A 17,244-nucleotide genomic window follows, 5' to 3' on the forward strand; every position below is an offset into this window, starting at 1 on the left:
GTAGTCATTTATAAGTCGAGCGTTTGATCATGTTCAGATTCTGCTCCTGCTTTTCCGATAAGTAATTCAGTCATACTAAACCAGGTAATTAACAATCCAGAGATTGGCAGAGATAGGTACACATACCCCATTGGTATACCAAGTGATACGGTTTGTTGAGAAAGTGTTAATGAGACAAGCTGAATGCCCCCATAAACCATCACAACAAGGGCGAAAGCGATTAAGAATAATTGGACAAACTGCCGCATTCTTTTTTGAACACGATCAGAGAAACGGTTCAACATCATCTCAATTGCGATATGTTTCTTTAAATGAAAAGCGTACGCTCCGCCAATCATTGTGACCCAGATAAGTGAGTAACGTAAAAATTCTTCAGAAAATGTACTTGGTGCATTCAATACATAGCGACTAATAACTTGCCAAATAGCAACAAGAACCATGAGACCAAGCATTGTCGATGAGAGGAAAATAATTATTTTTCCTAAAACGTGATTGGTTTTATCAATCATTGGTCTGTACCTCCTCATTCATTTCTTGAATTCGATTATAAAAAGGAGATAGATCAGGATCTTGCCTTACTTCTTCATGCATAGGCTCTACGAGCTCACGAAATGCTTCTAAATCAACATCTGAATGGAATGTTACGCCCATTTCTTCTGCTTGCTCAATCGCTTGTGCGGTTTCGTTTGCCCATAGCTCCTTATGATATTCACTTGATGCAATTGCTGCTTCGGTGAGCAGTTGTTGCTCTTCTTCAGAAAAGCTTTCCCAACGACTTTGGCTAAATATAAGCAAGTCAGGAACAATTGAATGTTCTGTATACGAATACTCTTTTGCAACCTCACCGTGGTTATTCGATGTCAATGAAGTCTCATTGTTTTCAGTGCCATCAATGACGCCTTGTTGTAAAGCCGTATAGACTTCCCCGAAAGCCATTGGCGTAGGTGCTCCGCCCATTAATCGTGTCATTTCAATTGCGGTCTCACTTGGCTGCACACGAATCTTCATTCCGCTTAAATCTTCAGGTGTTAGGATTGGTGTACCAATGGTGTACATGTTTCGTATACCAGCATCATAGTATGTTAATCCAAAAAACCCGTTAGTGGCAGTTAGGTCATAAATATCCGTCGCAATATCACTTTCCATTACCTCATAATAATGTTCAGCGCCATTAAATAAATAAGGAGTGCTAAACAAGGCGTATACTGGAGAAAAGCTTTCTAACGCGGTAGCGCTTACTTTTGTAGCATCAACAGCCCCGGTTTGAGTTAATTCAATTGCTTCTCGTTCTGAACCGAGTTGACCATTAGGAAAGACCTGAAATGTAATTGAACCATTGCTTTTCTCTTCTGCTAACTCAGAGAAATGTACTAAGGATTGGTGTATTGGGTGACTTTCATTCATATTGTGAGCAAGCCGTAACACAGTAGTGTCTGTTGATAATTCAGTTGGAGTGGAACATCCGACAACGAAAATAAGGGAAACGCTTACAAATAAAGGTGCTTTGCGACGCATGATGGATACCTCCTCAATAAATAACAACGTTGTTATTTATAAAGAAAAAAGAAACCGTTTGCATTTGTGAATAACAACGTTGTTATTCATTATTATATCGATTAAACTAATTAAATCAAGTATTTTTTATAAGTCGATCCAAAGCTAAGGAGAGAATATGCATGACGGTTACGATTAAAGATATCGCTAAAGCGGCAAACGTCAGTTATTCGACTGTTTCCAAAGCATTAAACGATAGCCCACTTGTGAAAACAGGAACAAAACGGGTGATTGTAGAAAAAGCAAAGGAACTTGGCTATACGCCAAACTTTTCTGCTAAACACTTGGTCACTCGTAGGAGCAACACGATTGGTTTGGTTTGGCCAACAATTGAGCGGGCTGCGTTATCAGAATTAGTCACTCATGTAAATAAACAAATTAGCAAAAATGGTCGTTCAATGATCTTATCAATAAACGATGCGCTGGAAGCAGTTGAGTTATTTTCAAGAATGAGAATTGACGGTATTTTACTATTTGAAGAAGACATTGCTCAAGATGAACTTCCAAACAATTTAGGTATTCCATTATTATCGTATGGAGTGCCAGGTATTAACCAGTTTCCTACCTTAGGGGTGCAGCATGAACTAGCTATGGAACTTGCTGTCAATGAATTAGTGGAGAAGGGGCATAGGGAGATTGTTTATGTAGGTATTCATAACGGTATTGGAAGACGACAGCAGGCGAAGCAAGCTGGGTTTGAGCAAGCGATGAAGGAGCGAGGCTTTGGTTCAAAGATCGTCAATACTGGAGGGTTAAACGCGGGAGATGCAGAGCATGCAGTTACACAGTTTTTAGATAGTGAAGGTACTCCAGAGGCGATCATTTGTTCAAGTTATGATCTTACGATTGGCACGTTACGTGCTTTAAAAAGACATCAATTAAGCATTCCAAATGACGTATCGGTTATTTCCTATGACAACATACCTCAGTTAAAAGAAACAGAAGTACCAGTTACGAGTGTAGGTGTTCCTATAGACGCGCTTGCTTGTGCATTAGTAGAGATGTTAATTGATTTAATTGAGAAAGGCGAGGAGAATGTTGAAAATCGAAAACTTAGCCCAGTTCTTGTTAAGAGAAAATCGGTAAAAATAAGAAATTGAATCTGTCTATAATCTCACATTTATAGAGTAAGTGAACCCTAGCAAATAACAAACCAACTCTGCTCCGAGCTTATGGGAGCAGAGTTGGTTTGTTTGTCCTTGGTTAAAGCTAAGCACCTCTTCTACCCGTGATAAGTTTAATGACAAATACGACTAGTGCAATGACGAGTAAAATGTAAATAAGCCCGCCAGCAATATCTAATATTAGTCCAACCAACCATAGTGCAATTAAAATACCGATTATCGTCCAAAGCATTTTGAGTTCCTCCTTATATAGGGTCTGTTTTTATTTATTATAGCAATAGTCTGTTCCCTTCATGGTGCAGGCGTAAACATAATCAAATAAATGAAAGGGAACGAAGAGTTGTTTAATGTGTCATTCCTTTATGTATATTTACGGTACTCAACTTGTCTTGAATGGAACGCTTATAGAGATATAGGCTATAGAAGAATCGATTGTAATGAGAGATTTCCCGATTTAAACTAAAAGTATGGGAAGGATAGGAGGAAGTGATTCCTCATAATACAAGGAGTAATTAGGGTGGCAATTGAAAACGAGAAGCCAAAAAATTTTATAAAGGACGTTTTTGTGATGCTAAAAAAAATAAGCGTGCTTTTTGATTTAATGCTTGCCTTAGGGTTTGTTTTTGTCATAGGAAGGTTCTTAGGTATTGCAATCGACTATCCTTTACTTCAGTTCTTTCATACGTATACGTTGGAGTCATTTATTGTATTAGCGGTAGGGATAGTCGGTTCAAACGTAACAAGAAGGCGAATAGAGAAAGAAAAGGAGATAATTGCTCCTATTAAAAAAGAAGGGGTAGAGAATTGGATAAAGACATTGCGGAGGTAGTTAGTGAAAAGCAACGAAAGAACCTGTACAAACGAACCTTAATCGTTGTGTGCATAGCGCAAATATTTGGTGGTGCAGGACTTGCGGCAGGAATTACGGTTGGTGCATTACTTGCTAGGGATATGCTAGGAACCGATGCTTATGCAGGATTACCTACAGCATTATTTACGCTAGGCTCAGCCTTAGCTGCTTTTGCAATTGGTAGGTTAACACAAAGGCTTGGTCGAAGACGTGGACTCGTTACGGGCTTTATGGCCGGTGGTTTAGGAGCTGTGGGCGTTGTGTTCGCAGCACTTATAAGTAGTATCACTCTCTTACTGATGTCATTGTTTGTTTATGGAGCAGGGACAGCCACAAATTTACAGGCGCGTTATGCAGGAACTGATTTGGCTACGGATAAGCAACGAGCAACAGCTGTTAGTGTTGCGATGGTTGCGACAACATTAGGAGCCGTGGCAGGACCTAATTTAGTTGGAGTTATGGGACAGTTCGCTTTATCAATTGGTGTACCAGCACTAGCGGGGCCATTTATTTTAGCTGGAGGAGCATTTATCGCAGCAGCAATAATTCTCTTTTTCTTCCTAAAGCCTGATCCGCTTTTGATTGTTAAAGAATGGGAAGCTATTCAGCCACGTATAGAAGAGGTACTACAATCGGAGACAAAAAAACGTTCAAAAGGAGTAGCTATTGGTGTGGCTGTAATGGTTACAACCCAACTAGTTATGGTAGCAATTATGACATTGACACCTGTGCATATGGAACATCACGGGCATAGCATAAATGCAATTGGCCTTGTCATTGGTATTCATGTTGGTGCAATGTATCTGCCATCGCTCTTTACAGGCATATTAGCTGATCAATTTGGTAGAAAGGCAATCGTTTTTGCTGCTGGGGTCACTTTATTATTAGCTGGAGTTGTAGGGGCACTGGCACCTGGAGATTCGATGGTATTTATGATTATTGCACTTGCGTTACTTGGTCTTGGTTGGAATCTTGGTTTAATAAGTGGAACAGCACTTATTATTGATTCTACTAATGCATCCACGAGAGCGAAAACACAAGGCACAACAGATGTGTTTATTGCACTCGCTGGCGCATCTGGTGGGGCAATGTCAGGAATGGTGGCAGCAGGTTCAAGTTATGCGGTACTATCTTTAACTGGTGGTGTATTAGCTCTTTTACTTGTTCCAATTGTCTTCATAGTTGATAGAAAAAAAGAATCATAACTTGTCCTCTACGTGCATAGAATAGTAGAAACATGACTAAGGGGGCAGTCTATGCACAAGTGGTTATTAATTAGTTTAATTACTTCTTCTTTTTTTATAAACGAACAAACACAGGAAGTAGAAATCCCTATAGAATCAATTGGACAAGCCGTTGAATACACGCAGCTAAATATTGAATATAAGTTAGCGGAAGATGATGTCTCACGCTCTTACTCTACTTTAGCGACCCAAGGAAAAGAAGTTGCTAGAGTATTCATTCATGTAGATTCAGCAGCAGAAAATGCCGCAGAACAATTACGTTTTGCGTATAAGCTACATGAAACACTTGAGAAAACATTTCCTGGATTAAGCAGAGGAATTGTATCAAGTGATTCTTCACAGCTGATTAATCGGACTCCCTCGCTGTTTATGCATATTGGGGGAGTAGAGAACACGAAAGAAGAAGTAGATAAGACATTTGCACTTATTAAAGAAATAGTAAGAGAGATTCAAAATGAGTAAATGCAAAAGAGTGCTAACTTAATTCGTTAGCACTCTTTTGCTTACGTAATTGGTATAAGTAAACTTGAATAGATTTAAAGTGGTTTAATTAAAATGTAAATGCTTAAATTCATAAGCCTGAACATAATAAAAAAAGGAATGGAAGTTATATAGTTTGAACATTCCGATTGATTGTGCGATTGTTAAGGCAGGAGGTTAAACAATGGAGTTGATGACTAAGCGGTTACACATTCGACCATTTGACAAACAAGATTGGTTAGCTGTTTACGATTACGTATCAATACCTGAAGTGATGGCGTATATGCCAAATGGAGTGCTAAACGAAACAGAGGTTAAAAAACTAGTAGGCCAGCATTCGGAGCACAATGCAAAAAAGTATGCGATTGTATTAATAGAAGAAAATCAGCTAATTGGTCATCTTGAGTTTTTTAGTTACTTTGGCACTCATACATATGAGATTGGCTGGGTCCTTAATCCAAAATACCAAAATAAAGGGTATACAACTGAAGCAGCTAAAGCAGTAATGAACTATGGATTTGAAGAAATGAAGTTACATAGGATTGTCGCAACATGTCAACCAGAAAATATACCTTCATGGAAAGTGATGGAAAAAGTTGGGATGAGGAGAGAAGGGTTGTTTAAGAAATGTATCCCACATGGTGAGCTGTGGTGGGATGAATATGCTTATGGCGTCTTAGCAGAAGAGTGGTAAAATACGTGAACTACGAGGGGATTGGGGCCTTTTAAATGGAACAGCAATGGCTAAGTTGGGCAAGAAGAATGCAAGCAATTGCCCAGTCTGGAATCGCATTTTCAAAAGATACGTTTGACATTGAGCGATATGAAGAACTAAGAGGTATCAGTGCAGAAGTGCTTGAACATTATTCTAGTTTGGAGAGAGAAAAAATTGAAGCATTGTTTGCAAAAGAAGAAGGTTATCAAACGCCAAAAGTGGATGTACGCGGTGTCGTGTTTAAAGAGAATCGAATTTTACTTGTTCGAGAAAGGTCAGAGAGCCGTTGGTCGCTCCCTGGTGGATTTTGTGATGTCGGTTTATCCGCAGCAGAAAACATTTTGAAAGAAATAAGAGAGGAATCAGGATACGAAACGAAAGCCGTGAAGTTTTTGGCTTTACTGGATATGAATAAACATCCTCATACGCCTCAACCCTATCATTATTATAAAATTTTTATTCAATGTGAACGAATAGGTGGAGTAAAGAGCTTGGGTATTGAAACCGATCAAGTTGATTTTTTTGCGAGAGATGAATTACCAAACCTTTCAGTTGGTAGAAATACAGAAGAACAAATTAAAAAGATGTTTGCTTTTTATGATGATCCATTAAAGCAATCTATTTTTGATTAACGAAACAGGCGGCTAACGATTCTAGTCGCCTGTTTTATTTTGTCATTTAAAGTTTAGAGGTTAACACTCCAAATAGTTTGTCAGAAAACTTGTCGAAAATAACCAAAAAATCAAACGATTCTAGTAGGCTTATACGTATAAAAATCTATCATGCTAAATGGATTTTACTACGAAGAACAGGAGTGGTGATGGTGACAAATCGTCCAATCCCTTTGGAACATCCAAAGAAGACGAGTAAATGGTCAACCGTTGTAAAAGAAAAAACAATAAAACAGGTCCTGCCTCCAATTGTAGCGCTTGTGATAGTGGTCGGACTGTGGGAATTAATTGTGCTATTGGCTGGAACACCCCCATATATAATGCCAAAGCCAAGTGACATTGTACAAGCAGCAATTACCAACTGGTCAAACCTTTCTAGTGCTTTAATGACCACAATCGTCTCTAGTGTAACTGGTTTTTTGCTAAGCGTTATTATTGGTATTGGACTGGCGGTTATGATGGCTAGTTCAGAATGGGTTGAACGCAGTTTTTATCCGTATGCAGTGATCTTACAGACGATACCCGTAGTAGCTGTGGCACCAATCATTGTCATTTGGTTAGGTTCGGGAATGAGCGCCATTGTTGTTATCGCTTTTTTAATTGGCTTTTTTCCAATGCTATCCAACACTTTAATTGGCTTAAACGCAACAGACAGAAATATGCAAGACTTGTTCACTCTTTATCATGCTTCTAAATGGCAATTGATGTGGAAACTTCGTTTTCCAGCAGCGCTACCGTTTGTGATTGCTGGAATGAAAATTTCTTGTACGCTTGCAGTCGTTGGCGCCATTGTCGGAGAATATATCGCTGGTGTTGGTGGTGGAGCTGGAGGACTAGGCTATTCAATTACGGTAGCAGCTTCAAGAATTCAGACACCATATTTATTTGCGCTTGGACTTTCGGCAGCTATGTTAGGAATCGTCTTTTTCTTAGTTGTTAATGCCCTCTCAAAGAAATTACTTGGATCTTGGCATGATTCAGAAATGAAGAAAGAGTAATGAATTGAAGTAGGTTCTGTGATGGAATCGAATATGTGTTGGCTAAATTGGCGTCGAATGTTTTTCAGTATGCCTAAAAGTCGGAGTGAAAATAATACATTTTGCAATCGCTTATACAATATGGTCGTAGAAAAAGAAAAGGAGGCAATCGTTAATGAGCGTAAAAGAAATCCAAGATCGTTCCGCTTTGCAAACAACGAAGAGTTTAGAGCCGATCTTATCGATTGCGAATGTGAACAAAACGTATGGAAATGATACGATCGCTTTATCCAATATGAACCTAGACATTTATGAAGGCGAATTTACCTCATTTGTTGGACCATCAGGTTGCGGGAAATCTACTATTTTTAAAATTATTGCTGGGTTAAGTGAACCGACATCTGGGAAAATAACGATGGGAAAAGAAGCGATAAACCGTTCAGAGATTGGTTTTGTGTTTCAAAGCGCTACACTTTTACCGTGGCGTAGCGTAGCGGACAATGTTGCTTTGCCACTTGAACTTAAAGGAGTAGCAAAGGAAGAGCGCTTAAAGCAGGCAAACGATGTGCTTGAACTAGTGGGTCTTAATGGTCAAGGTGAATCGCTTCCACGTCATCTTTCGGGGGGGATGAAAATGCGTGTATCCATTGCTCGGTCATTAATTGCGAAACCTAAACTGTTGTTAATGGATGAGCCTTTTGGAGCACTGGATGAGATGACAAGGCAAAATCTCCACTATGAGTTGTTGAACATATGGAGAAAAACGAATATGACTGTCTTGTTTATAACCCATAATGTATTTGAGGCTGTATTCTTATCAACAAAAATAGCTGTGATGAGCGCTAGACCAGGTAGAATTACAGATATGCTCAGCGTGCCTGCTTACGATCGTGATGAGTCATTCCGTTCGAGACCAGAATTTAGCCAACTGGTAGGAAAGGTGTCTGGAGCATTACATGATTAAGCATTGTCTTCAAAAAGACGATTAAGAGAATAGAAGAAAAAAGAGTATGAATGAATGGGCATAGGATTTATGGTATCCTCGCCTTGGTTGATGGTTAATCCCCGTTTTAGAGGAGGATTAGCCATCGTCTACATATTAGATGATCTATTAGATTAACATCACTTCTTCGTTTACTAATTAAATCAAGTAATGAATGAAATAAATATATATAGTTGTAAAAAAAGGTCTTGACAAGTTTGGGAAAGGTAAGGATAATTCAAATTGAAAGCGCTTCCTTTTTGGTGGGGCGCTCCTGAAATTGAATTATTTTTTTGGATACTTAGTTTATAATATAAACAAACAAAATTTGATTGGAGGTATACTAATGAAAAAAGGTGCAGTTTGTGCTTTAGTGGGGGCATTGAGCTTGTCGTTATTTGTTGGGTGTAGCAACGAAGATCCAAAAGATGAAATCACAATTTGGAGTTTTACGGATGAGGGCGAATATGCAGTTGAAGCTTTTTTAGAAGAAAATCCTAATGTGAAAGTTAATTTTCAGTATATTCCATCAAGTCAATATGAAACAAAGCTGAGATCAGCTTTATCAACTGGAATTCGGGCACCCGACGTATTTGCTTTAGAGGCTGAGTATGTTCGGAAATTTATTGATCATCCCTCGCTAGAGTCGTTAACTGGTGCTCCTTATTACGCAGATGAGTTGGTGGAAGACCATTATGATTATATCCAAGGAATTGAAAAAGATTTTGAAGGGGATGTACGTACTGTTGCCTATCAAGGAACGACTGGTGGCTTTTATTTCCGTAGAGACTTAGCAGAAGAATATCTAGGTACAGATGATCCTAAAGAAGTGAGTGCGATGATTGAAACATGGGACGACGTTTTTTCAATTGGTGAAAAAATTTATGAGGAAAGTGGAGGGGAGGTAAGGATGCTGCCCAATTGGAATTCAATTGGGCAAGTGCAAGATGCAATTGTTAAGGAGCCATGGGTCGTGGATAACGAGTTGGTAATTGATCAAGCAAAACACGATGCTCTGGACTTAGTTGATCAAGCAATTGAAACCAATTCACTTGCCATGTTGGAAGATTGGTCGCCAGGTTGGTCGTCTTCAATGCAGCAAGGGAGCATTCTTTTTTATCCAGGACCTTCTTGGTATTTAAAATTTGTATTGCAATCAAACGCCCCTGATACGACGGGTCAGTGGGGGCTTGCAAGTGGTCCATCAGCGTTTAGTGGAGGTGGAACGTTTTATTCTGTTTACTCTGGAAGCGAGAACAAAGAGCTGGCTTGGGATTTTGTAAAATACTACGGTTTTGATGTTGACTTTCTAGAAGGGCTGGCTGTTGAAGAACAGTATTATACGAGTAATCGTGTTGCTAACGAAGGTGTAGCGGATGAGATTACGAGTGATTTTCTAGCTGGCCAAAATTTCTTCGAATTCTTTAATGAAGAATCAGAGAAAGTGAATGCAGTGGTTCGTACATCCTTTGATGGCGATATTAATAGCATTTTTAATGAATTGTTAGGTTCCTATGCACGTGGCAATTTCAGCTCAAAAGATGCATTTTGGGAGAGATTTAAACGAGATGTAAAAATATATTTTCCTGAATTGACTGTCGAATAAAGCGTAATGAAGGAGGGGGTATATGATGTTCGCGAAACGAATCAACAAAGGGAACAGTGGTTATTTCTTTATCGCTCCATTTTTTATCGTCTTTTTATTATTTGGGCTTTACCCTATTCTCTATTCCTTTTATTTAAGCTTAACGAACTGGGACGGGTTAAATGATCCTGAATTTATTGGATTGGCTAACTATGCCCGCGCAGTGATAGATCCTTTGTTTCTACAATCATTATTCAATACATTTTTTATCTGGATTGTATCGGTCGTTCCACAACTTACGATAAGCCTGGTGCTTGCGGTTATTCTTACGAATAAATTTCTAAAAGGAAAAGACTTTTTCCGAGCTGTTTACTTTTTTCCAAATATTGTAACGGCTGCTTCACTTGGTTTGCTCGTTAGTCTAATGTTTGATTGGCAAACGGGTAGTGTGAATCAATTATTAATGTCTATCGGCATTGTTGATAATCCGTTTGATTGGAAGAACAATGCACTATTTATGCAAATGCTTGTATCTGCTATTCTCTTTTTTCAATACTTCGGGTACTCAATGTTAATTTATATAGCTGGATTGCAAGGAATATCGCCTGAATATGCTGAGGCTGCAAGGGTAGATGGTGCTAGCAGAGTACAGATTTTCTTTAAGATTACGGTGCCACTTCTAAAGCCCATCATTCTTTTTCAAGTAATAACATCGTTAATCGGTGGAGTGCAAATCTTTGATCAACCTTATATGTTGACCGCTGGATCTGGCGCCCCCGACCATGCGACATTAACAAGTGTTATGTACTTGTACCGTACAGCATTTGAACAAGGAAGATTTGGTTATGGTGCCACAATTGCTTTCTGTCTGTTCCTTGTCATTGTTACTTTATCCATTGTGTCATATCTTGTTTCAAGGAATCGAAGCAAAATATCATGAGGGGGGCGATGAGATGAATAAGCAAACAGTTTCAGTTAATAAAGGAAACGTGTCGATAGAACATAGAAAGAAAAAAAGAGCGCAAGCCTCCCTATATCTTGTTTTAGGATTGCTTGCGGCAATCTGTTTGTTTCCATTCTATTTGATGATTATGTACTCAACGCATACAAATGCAGATATTACTTCCACATTCTTATTCCTTCCCGGTAATCATTTATTGGAAAATTTATCTCGAATGGTTGAGAATGTGAATATTTTTAGAGGGTTTATGAATAGTTTTATTATCGCTGGTGGTTCTACTGCTCTGACGCTCTATTTTGGCGGTATGACTGCTTATGGATTCTCTAAGTTTAAATTCAAGTATAATACAGTTCTGTTTTTGTTTATGTTAGCGACGATGATGATTCCAGCACAATTGGCTTTAATTGGGAGTTACCGTTGGCTTGGAATGATTGGGTTACTTGATTCACATGCTGCAATCATTCTCCCTGCAGCAGCAAACACATTTGCTGTTTTCTTTATTAAACAATTTCTTGATGGTAGCGTACCAGATGATGTATTAGAATCAGCTCGAATTGATGGGGCTGGTGAATTAAAGATTTTCCATCGCATTATTTTGCCCATGATTGTACCTGCTTTAGCCGCAATTGGCATCTTTACATTTATAGGTGCTTGGAATAACTTTATTAGCCCCCTCGTCCTTTTGTTTTCAGAGGAAAAGTATCCTTTGCCTGTAATGGTAGCAATGATTCAAGGATACTATGATACAGATTACGGTTTAATGTATTTAGGAGTTGCGATGTCCGTCCTACCAATTATCATTGTATTTTCAATCTTCTCTAAGCGGATTATGGGAAGTGTGGCAATAGGAGCTGTAAAAGGATAAAACGAGAGCCAACAGTTAATATAACTGCTGGCTCTTTTGTCTATTATTAGGTGAAACTTTTTGAACTTTCATTCGAATAAAAGAGTACGGATACACGAAATAGGAGGAACAAACATGCTAAAGAAGCAGAGTCACTTATCAACTACCTTACTAGATGGAGAGTATCGAAGTGTTTATCAACAAACAAGTGAGGATTTTCAGGAAATGATTAATGAAGCAAAGTTCATTCAGTTATGTGAAGATTTTCTTGAGGGAGTCACATCATTCACACGCATTTCAACAATAAAGATAAAAGAGTACACGGAATGCCAATGGTTGGCGGATGTTACAGATCGAGGCATTAGGGCGTATTTTTCTAGTGACGGAACAATAGGAGGACTGCAATTTATACCAATTGCATCTTATCCTAAAACCGATAAAGCATATACACGCAATCGATACAAAATGCCCATAAAAGAAGAGTGGATGACTTTTTGGGGTGGGGTGAATGAACTGGTAAACTACCATTACCCTTATGAAAGTCAGCGATACGCTTATGACTTGGTCATGATGAGAGATGGTTTTAGTTATGACGGTAGTCCAGACCAAAATGAAAACTACTACGCATTCGGAAAAGAAGTAGTCGCACCATTAGATGGAATCGTTATTTCACTTGAAAATGAAGTGAAGGATAATACTCCAACCCTGGAAATAAATGAAGTTCATCCGCTTGGGAACTACGTCATTATCAAACATACGCATGAGGAGTATAGTTTGCTTGCACACTTTAAGAGGAAGAGCCTTTTAGTATCGATCGGTGATCATGTGAAAGCCGGAGATTTGCTTGGGCAATGCGGAAATTCTGGGCACTCCACAGAACCGCATATCCATTATCAAGTAAGTAATGGACCTGACATTAAAAACATGGTTTCATTACGAATAAAACTAGACAATGAGCCAGTGCGTGGAGATACGGTAAGAGGGTTTCTATGAGGCAAATTGAAGCCGTGTTTATCGATCGCGATGGAACGATTGGCGGGACAGGGCACTTTATTCACCCACGGAAATTCCAGCCCTATCCCTATAGTATTAAAGCAATTCGGATGTTAGAAGAGAACCAGCTCAGATCATTTGCTCTTTCGAACCAACATCGCATTAGTAAAGGCGAAGCAACCTTACAAGATTTTGAACAAGAATTTAACCTTTTTGGATTGGATGATGCGTTTGTTTGTCCCCATAGTTCGGCTGCAGGCTGCAATTGCCATAAACCGAGAACAGGACTATTAGAGAAAGCAGCGACAGTGCATCAACTGGTTTTAACAAAAACAGCTGTTATTGGGGAGGTCGGTGCAACAGATATGTTAGCTGCTGATAAGGTGGGAGCATATAAAATCTTAGTACGAACAGGCTGGGGAGAAAAGTCTTTAGGGAAGTTTCGGCATACATGGAAAGATACAGAACCAGATTATATTGCTTTGAATTTATTAGAAGCAGTAAAATGGATAATAAAATACAACAATGGTATGGGGAATGCACTTTGAACTATCAAACAACAGTGAAAGACGTAACAGCTGATCAATTATCTGGATTTTTTGACGGTTGGCCAAATCCTCCAAGCCAAGACACGCACTTGATTTTACTCAAGCAGAGCAGTTATGTTGTTATCGCAAGAGACGATTCAAGTCATAATGTCGTAGGTTTTATTACCGCGATTAGCGATGGTGTGCTTTCAGCTTATATTCCTTTTCTGGAAGTAGTGCCGGCATATAAAGGAAGAGGGATAGGAAAAGAGTTGGTTAAACAAATGTTAAAACAACTTGATGATATTTATATGATTGATGTGTGTTGCGATGATGACGTTGTTGGCTACTACGAATCATTTGGTATGCAACGTACAAATGGTATGGTTAAAAGAAATTATGATAAACAAGTAGGGAAACAGAGTTAGAGGTGAAACGAGAGTGGAGGTTAAAATAGCATTAGTAGGAGAAAGCGAAGCGGTTTGGAAAGCTCATAAGATGATTAAGTGTTTTGATTTTAAAGGACTTCCATCACAAGTAAAGATGTATAACTCAAGTGAGGAAGTCTTGGCAGAAGGATAAAAAGAAAACATTATTGCGATTGATGAGAATCTGTTTTTTGATGATCTGCCTCGAGTGCAATTGGAGCTAATCAAACGTGTCAATCTGCAAGACGACCGTATCATCCTTACTCAAGTAACCTGAGATTTTAATCATGAAAAAATAAAAAATTAATTAAAAGAACTTGAAGTAGAAGAAACGTACGTAAAGATTCCAATAAAAGGAGGAGTGAGGGAAGAACGTGTAGAGGAGATAAAGTTAACTTCAAAAGCAATCGTTTGCTCATCTGGACTAATCGCAAACCTATGATATTCAGACCAACGAATATACAACAATTGACCTTCCTGTTACCATCATTGAACAATTTCAACTATCGTCGACTGGAACCATTTATTTACTTGGTGGGACAGCGACAAAGCCAAACAATATATATAGACAAACGGCAAATGGTTGGGAACATTTAACGGCCATAAGGTATCAGGGGTTGACGAAAATGACTTGGTTATGTCGAAATTCATTCGGTATCCATCGATGGATCGACTTGAAATTGAAGCATTATACTATGAACCTGCAAAAGACAAAGACAATGGTTACACTATTCTCTTGCCTCATGGAGGTCCTCAAGCTGCAGATCTATTAACATTTTCCTCTTGGCAACAGATCTTTGCCTTTGAAGGATATCGAGTCGTGTCCCCCAATTACAGAGGTTCTACAAGGTATGGGTCATCTTTTACAAAAATGGTAGAAGGCGATTGGGGTGATGGACCCCGCTATGATGTCATTGCTTGTGTGGAATACTTAATCGATCAAGGATGGGTGAATCGAGAGAAACTGTTTGTCCTTGGAGCAAGTTATGGTGGGTATATGTCACTCTTGCTTCACGGACGCCACCCCGATTACTTTAAAGCGGTTATTGATATTTGTGGTGTTTCGAATTTATTTAGTTTCTCGAGTTCCGTACCCGATTCATGGAAACCAATTATGGAGCAATGGGTTGGGGGCGAAAGGACGGGATAAAAGACAAGCTCTAGAAGAGATTTTGGTTGAAATGGATCAGCGTATTATTTATAGCTTAAATGAAACGCCACTGCAGGAACGCGAAGATCTAAAACAAGAGATTTATAAATGAATCCTTGAAGCACTTGATAAAATGGAGGTTGTACCACTAGAACCTTCGTTGAGCGGAAAATACATGAAGATAATTCGAATGAAGAATGAAATAACAACTATTGATTTGATACGTAATCAGTCTTAGAGAATAGGATTAATATTAACGTAATGATGGTACAGTGTGGTTATTTTCGATATAGTTAATAAAGTAGTAGGCTTGTGATCCTTTCTCCTTATTAAATAAGGAGGGAGGTGTTTGTTTATTCCTTTACCCACACGTAAACAGCGAATGGAACGGCAGAAAGTAAAACAAAAAAGCCGCAGGAAACTAGCCATTTCCGCAGCTTTGAGTGGACTTCTTTATCTTGTGTTAGAAGAGTCGATAAAGAAGTTTATTGAATATCTATTTAGTTCCATAACAGGTTCTAAATAGAGCGTGATCGGTCAGAGTGATATCGGAATCTCAGCGGATTTTCCGATATTGGATCGCTTTACCTACTACGACTCTGGCCGATTCAAGTTAATATCTTTAATAGTATATCCAATATATTTTAAATTATGCCAGCATATAAAAAGACAAATAAAAAACGCCCTATCTCAGCGGTGTAGGACGCTTTTGACGACGTAGCCAACGCCGTTCGGTGTTTGTTTATCCCTATGTCATAAGAATATCATAGTTTGCATTTTATATCAAAGGTTAAAACTCTAATAAAATGAGGGGAAATCTTGATTCAAGATACAGAAAGAAAACTGATTTGTCAGCTTACCACATCCTGAATGGTTGATGAATCCGAGATACATTCCTACGGATGAGGAGCGTTACTATAAGTGATTGATGCCTCGTAACCGAGTTTTTTCTATTATACTAGTCTCTCTATAAATCAGTCATCTTCGTAATACAAATCGTCTAATTAATTGCCGACTTCCTGGAGGTTTGATGTGGTATAAATTTTAGTTGTTTTAGGATCATCATGTCCAGCCGGGTTGTAAGTGGAACCCGTTTGGCAGCTTGGTAGAGAAACGTATGGCGAAAAACGTGTGGGTGAATCGTTCCTTTTTAAATCCGCGGCGAGTATTAACTTCTGGGCTATCTTTAAGGACGCAGGACAATAAGAAGGAAGATAACTTGGATAAGTTGAAAATAAAGAGATGCAGCTCTGTGATCAGTATTTATTGGGGGAAAGATGATGGGAGAATGGTTGAGAAAGGAAATTTCATATGCAGCAGGAGCGAAATCTATCCGCCAGTTAAACAAAGGCTTCTCTTATGATATAAAGTACGTAATCGATGAGCAATACCTTGTTAGAATATTTCCGATGGAAGAGATAGAACGTAGAAAAATAGAATTTTAAACGTTGCAGAGTTGTTCTGCTTATTCTGCATTTGTACCAAAGGCTTTGGAAATTGGTGTGTTGGAAGAACTCGATAAAGCGTATATGATTCTCTCTTATACACAAGGAGAAGATGGAGAAGTAGCACTTAAATCATTAACAACAACACAGCAGTATGAGGCAGGTTTTGTGGCTGGGAAGGAGCTGTGCAAACTTCATCAAATTCCTGCGGCAAATACTTGGCCTGTATGGGCTGAAGCAAAAAAGAAAAAAAGCGATCGCTATCTGAAGGCGCTTGAGGAAATTGAAATTGAAGTTTCGTTAATACAATTGTTGAAAAGCTACATAGAAACACATGAATTCCTTTTGCACGACCGACCGAATAGGTTTCAACACGACGATTTCCATCCATCAAATATCATTATTGATCAAAAGCAGTTTGCTGGACTTATTGATTTTCAGAGAGTGGATTTTGGCGATCCGATTCACGATTTGCAGAAGCTCGGCTTTTTTGCTGTTCGAATGAGTGTGCCATTTTCAAGAGGCGCAATTGATGGCTACCACAATGGCGTGGAACCTAGCGAGTCATTTTGGCAGTTATATGCGCTATATAGTGCTATGCATGTCGTCTCTGCTATTGTTTGGGGAAAGAGAATGAGTGAACAGCAGTATAGCCTTGTTTTCTTATTCACTAGATGTCATTAACGATCATGAGGGTTTCACAAAAGCAATTCC

The 17,244-nt window shown here is 38.8% G+C and carries 22 protein-coding genes; 19 read left to right on the forward strand and 3 right to left on the reverse strand.

All coding sequences use genetic code 11. The annotated features are described in order from the left end of the window. Nucleotides 1–8: 8 nt before the first annotated feature. Together BK584_RS18575 and BK584_RS18580 are read right to left on the reverse strand one after the other, a co-directional pair. Nucleotides 9–509: a TRAP transporter small permease gene (locus BK584_RS18575; protein WP_078393965.1), complete on the reverse strand. Its 501-nt coding sequence runs from the start codon at nt 507–509 to the stop codon at nt 9–11. Beyond that, nucleotides 502–1,515, reverse strand: a complete 1,014-nt coding sequence (locus tag BK584_RS18580; RefSeq protein ID WP_078393966.1) for a TRAP transporter substrate-binding protein — start codon at nt 1,513–1,515, stop codon at nt 502–504. The genes BK584_RS18575 and BK584_RS18580 overlap by 8 nt, the downstream gene beginning before the upstream one ends. 161 nt (nt 1,516–1,676) lie before the next feature. On the opposite strand from BK584_RS18580, the gene BK584_RS18585 reads away from it, so the two are divergent. Continuing rightward, entirely contained in the window at nt 1,677–2,654 is a 978-nt protein-coding gene (locus BK584_RS18585) for a LacI family DNA-binding transcriptional regulator (RefSeq protein ID WP_078393967.1), read from the forward strand. A 109-nt stretch (nt 2,655–2,763) separates the two neighbouring features. Here the strand turns inward: BK584_RS18585 and BK584_RS24240 are convergent, their stop codons facing one another. Then, entirely contained in the window at nt 2,764–2,910 is a 147-nt protein-coding gene (locus BK584_RS24240; RefSeq protein WP_139365707.1) for a lmo0937 family membrane protein, read from the reverse strand. A gap of 285 nt (nt 2,911–3,195) precedes the next feature. Here BK584_RS24240 and BK584_RS18590 point away from each other — a divergent pair, with 285 nt between their 5' ends. The 18 genes from BK584_RS18590 to BK584_RS18660 all read left to right on the forward strand — a co-directional run bounded on the left by BK584_RS18590 (nt 3,196) and on the right by BK584_RS18660 (nt 17,214). Continuing rightward, entirely contained in the window at nt 3,196–3,507 is a 312-nt protein-coding gene (locus tag BK584_RS18590) for a hypothetical protein (protein ID WP_078393968.1), read from the forward strand. After that, entirely contained in the window at nt 3,483–4,733 is a 1,251-nt protein-coding gene (locus BK584_RS18595) for an MFS transporter (protein ID WP_078393969.1), read from the forward strand. Before BK584_RS18590 ends, BK584_RS18595 begins: the two co-directional genes overlap by 25 nt. A 51-nt stretch (nt 4,734–4,784) precedes the next feature. After that, nucleotides 4,785–5,234 carry a stage II sporulation protein P gene (locus BK584_RS18600; RefSeq protein ID WP_078393970.1) on the forward strand — a complete coding sequence of 150 codons (450 nt, stop codon included), beginning with the start codon at nt 4,785–4,787 and terminating at the stop codon, nt 5,232–5,234. A 202-nt stretch (nt 5,235–5,436) separates the two neighbouring features. Further along, the gene (locus tag BK584_RS18605) at nt 5,437–5,946 is read left to right on the forward strand and encodes a GNAT family N-acetyltransferase (protein WP_078393971.1); all 510 of its coding nucleotides are present in this window, start codon (nt 5,437–5,439) and stop codon (nt 5,944–5,946) included. Between the two features lie 35 nt (nt 5,947–5,981). Next, nucleotides 5,982–6,599, forward strand: coding sequence for an NUDIX hydrolase (locus BK584_RS18610; protein WP_078393972.1), 618 nt, complete (start codon nt 5,982–5,984; stop codon nt 6,597–6,599). 188 nt (nt 6,600–6,787) lie between these two features. Further along, nucleotides 6,788–7,636, forward strand: coding sequence for an ABC transporter permease (locus BK584_RS18615; RefSeq protein ID WP_078393973.1), 849 nt, complete (start codon nt 6,788–6,790; stop codon nt 7,634–7,636). Between the two features lie 154 nt (nt 7,637–7,790). Beyond that, on the forward strand, nt 7,791–8,579 hold the full coding sequence (locus BK584_RS18620; RefSeq protein ID WP_078393974.1) for an ABC transporter ATP-binding protein: 789 nt from the start codon (nt 7,791–7,793) through the stop codon (nt 8,577–8,579). A gap of 364 nt (nt 8,580–8,943) precedes the next feature. Beyond that, nucleotides 8,944–10,203, forward strand: a complete 1,260-nt coding sequence (locus BK584_RS18625) for an ABC transporter substrate-binding protein (RefSeq protein ID WP_078393975.1) — start codon at nt 8,944–8,946, stop codon at nt 10,201–10,203. Between the two features lie 22 nt (nt 10,204–10,225). Continuing rightward, nucleotides 10,226–11,122 carry a carbohydrate ABC transporter permease gene (locus tag BK584_RS18630; protein ID WP_245808906.1) on the forward strand — a complete coding sequence of 299 codons (897 nt, stop codon included), beginning with the start codon at nt 10,226–10,228 and terminating at the stop codon, nt 11,120–11,122. Between the two features lie 13 nt (nt 11,123–11,135). After that, the gene (locus tag BK584_RS18635; RefSeq protein WP_078393976.1) at nt 11,136–12,008 is read left to right on the forward strand and encodes a carbohydrate ABC transporter permease; all 873 of its coding nucleotides are present in this window, start codon (nt 11,136–11,138) and stop codon (nt 12,006–12,008) included. A gap of 114 nt (nt 12,009–12,122) precedes the next feature. After that, nucleotides 12,123–12,980, forward strand: a complete 858-nt coding sequence (locus BK584_RS18640; RefSeq protein ID WP_078393977.1) for a M23 family metallopeptidase — start codon at nt 12,123–12,125, stop codon at nt 12,978–12,980. Further along, a complete protein-coding gene (locus BK584_RS18645) occupies nt 12,977–13,528 on the forward strand; it encodes an HAD-IIIA family hydrolase (protein ID WP_078393978.1) in 552 nt (183 codons plus the stop codon). Before BK584_RS18640 ends, BK584_RS18645 begins: the two co-directional genes overlap by 4 nt. Beyond that, nucleotides 13,525–13,935, forward strand: coding sequence for a GNAT family N-acetyltransferase (locus BK584_RS18650; protein WP_078393979.1), 411 nt, complete (start codon nt 13,525–13,527; stop codon nt 13,933–13,935). Before BK584_RS18645 ends, BK584_RS18650 begins: the two co-directional genes overlap by 4 nt. Nucleotides 13,936–13,948: 13 nt before the next feature. Further along, a complete protein-coding gene (locus BK584_RS24745) occupies nt 13,949–14,089 on the forward strand; it encodes a hypothetical protein (RefSeq protein WP_169871378.1) in 141 nt (46 codons plus the stop codon). 483 nt (nt 14,090–14,572) lie between these two features. Continuing rightward, nucleotides 14,573–15,085, forward strand: coding sequence for an alpha/beta hydrolase family protein (locus BK584_RS18655; protein WP_078393980.1), 513 nt, complete (start codon nt 14,573–14,575; stop codon nt 15,083–15,085). Nucleotides 15,086–15,434: 349 nt separating this feature from the next. Further along, nucleotides 15,435–15,611, forward strand: coding sequence for a hypothetical protein (locus tag BK584_RS24750; protein ID WP_169871380.1), 177 nt, complete (start codon nt 15,435–15,437; stop codon nt 15,609–15,611). A gap of 754 nt (nt 15,612–16,365) precedes the next feature. After that, nucleotides 16,366–16,530, forward strand: coding sequence for a hypothetical protein (locus BK584_RS25130; RefSeq protein ID WP_245808907.1), 165 nt, complete (start codon nt 16,366–16,368; stop codon nt 16,528–16,530). A gap of 3 nt (nt 16,531–16,533) precedes the next feature. Continuing rightward, nucleotides 16,534–17,214: an aminoglycoside phosphotransferase family protein gene (locus BK584_RS18660; protein ID WP_245808908.1), complete on the forward strand. Its 681-nt coding sequence runs from the start codon at nt 16,534–16,536 to the stop codon at nt 17,212–17,214. Nucleotides 17,215–17,244 lie beyond the last annotated feature (30 nt).

It is taken from the genome of Shouchella patagoniensis (genome assembly GCF_002019705.1).
Taxonomy (GTDB): Bacteria; Bacillota; Bacilli; order Bacillales; family Bacillaceae_D; genus Shouchella; species Shouchella patagoniensis.

Coding starts and splice junctions, on each gene's coding strand:
- BK584_RS18575 (WP_078393965.1), bottom strand. CDS start 509: ATGATTGATAAAACCAATCACGTTTTAGGAAAAATAATTATTTTCCTC.
- BK584_RS18580 (WP_078393966.1), bottom strand. CDS start 1,515: ATGCGTCGCAAAGCACCTTTATTTGTAAGCGTTTCCCTTATTTTCGTT.
- BK584_RS18585 (WP_078393967.1), top strand. CDS start 1,677: ATGACGGTTACGATTAAAGATATCGCTAAAGCGGCAAACGTCAGTTAT.
- BK584_RS24240 (WP_139365707.1), bottom strand. CDS start 2,910: ATGCTTTGGACGATAATCGGTATTTTAATTGCACTATGGTTGGTTGGA.
- BK584_RS18600 (WP_078393970.1), top strand. CDS start 4,785: ATGCACAAGTGGTTATTAATTAGTTTAATTACTTCTTCTTTTTTTATA.
- BK584_RS18605 (WP_078393971.1), top strand. CDS start 5,437: ATGGAGTTGATGACTAAGCGGTTACACATTCGACCATTTGACAAACAA.
- BK584_RS18610 (WP_078393972.1), top strand. CDS start 5,982: ATGGAACAGCAATGGCTAAGTTGGGCAAGAAGAATGCAAGCAATTGCC.
- BK584_RS18615 (WP_078393973.1), top strand. CDS start 6,788: ATGGTGACAAATCGTCCAATCCCTTTGGAACATCCAAAGAAGACGAGT.
- BK584_RS18620 (WP_078393974.1), top strand. CDS start 7,791: ATGAGCGTAAAAGAAATCCAAGATCGTTCCGCTTTGCAAACAACGAAG.
- BK584_RS18625 (WP_078393975.1), top strand. CDS start 8,944: ATGAAAAAAGGTGCAGTTTGTGCTTTAGTGGGGGCATTGAGCTTGTCG.
- BK584_RS18630 (WP_245808906.1), top strand. CDS start 10,226: ATGATGTTCGCGAAACGAATCAACAAAGGGAACAGTGGTTATTTCTTT.
- BK584_RS18635 (WP_078393976.1), top strand. CDS start 11,136: ATGAATAAGCAAACAGTTTCAGTTAATAAAGGAAACGTGTCGATAGAA.
- BK584_RS18640 (WP_078393977.1), top strand. CDS start 12,123: ATGCTAAAGAAGCAGAGTCACTTATCAACTACCTTACTAGATGGAGAG.
- BK584_RS18645 (WP_078393978.1), top strand. CDS start 12,977: ATGAGGCAAATTGAAGCCGTGTTTATCGATCGCGATGGAACGATTGGC.
- BK584_RS18655 (WP_078393980.1), top strand. CDS start 14,573: ATGTCGAAATTCATTCGGTATCCATCGATGGATCGACTTGAAATTGAA.
- BK584_RS25130 (WP_245808907.1), top strand. CDS start 16,366: ATGGGAGAATGGTTGAGAAAGGAAATTTCATATGCAGCAGGAGCGAAA.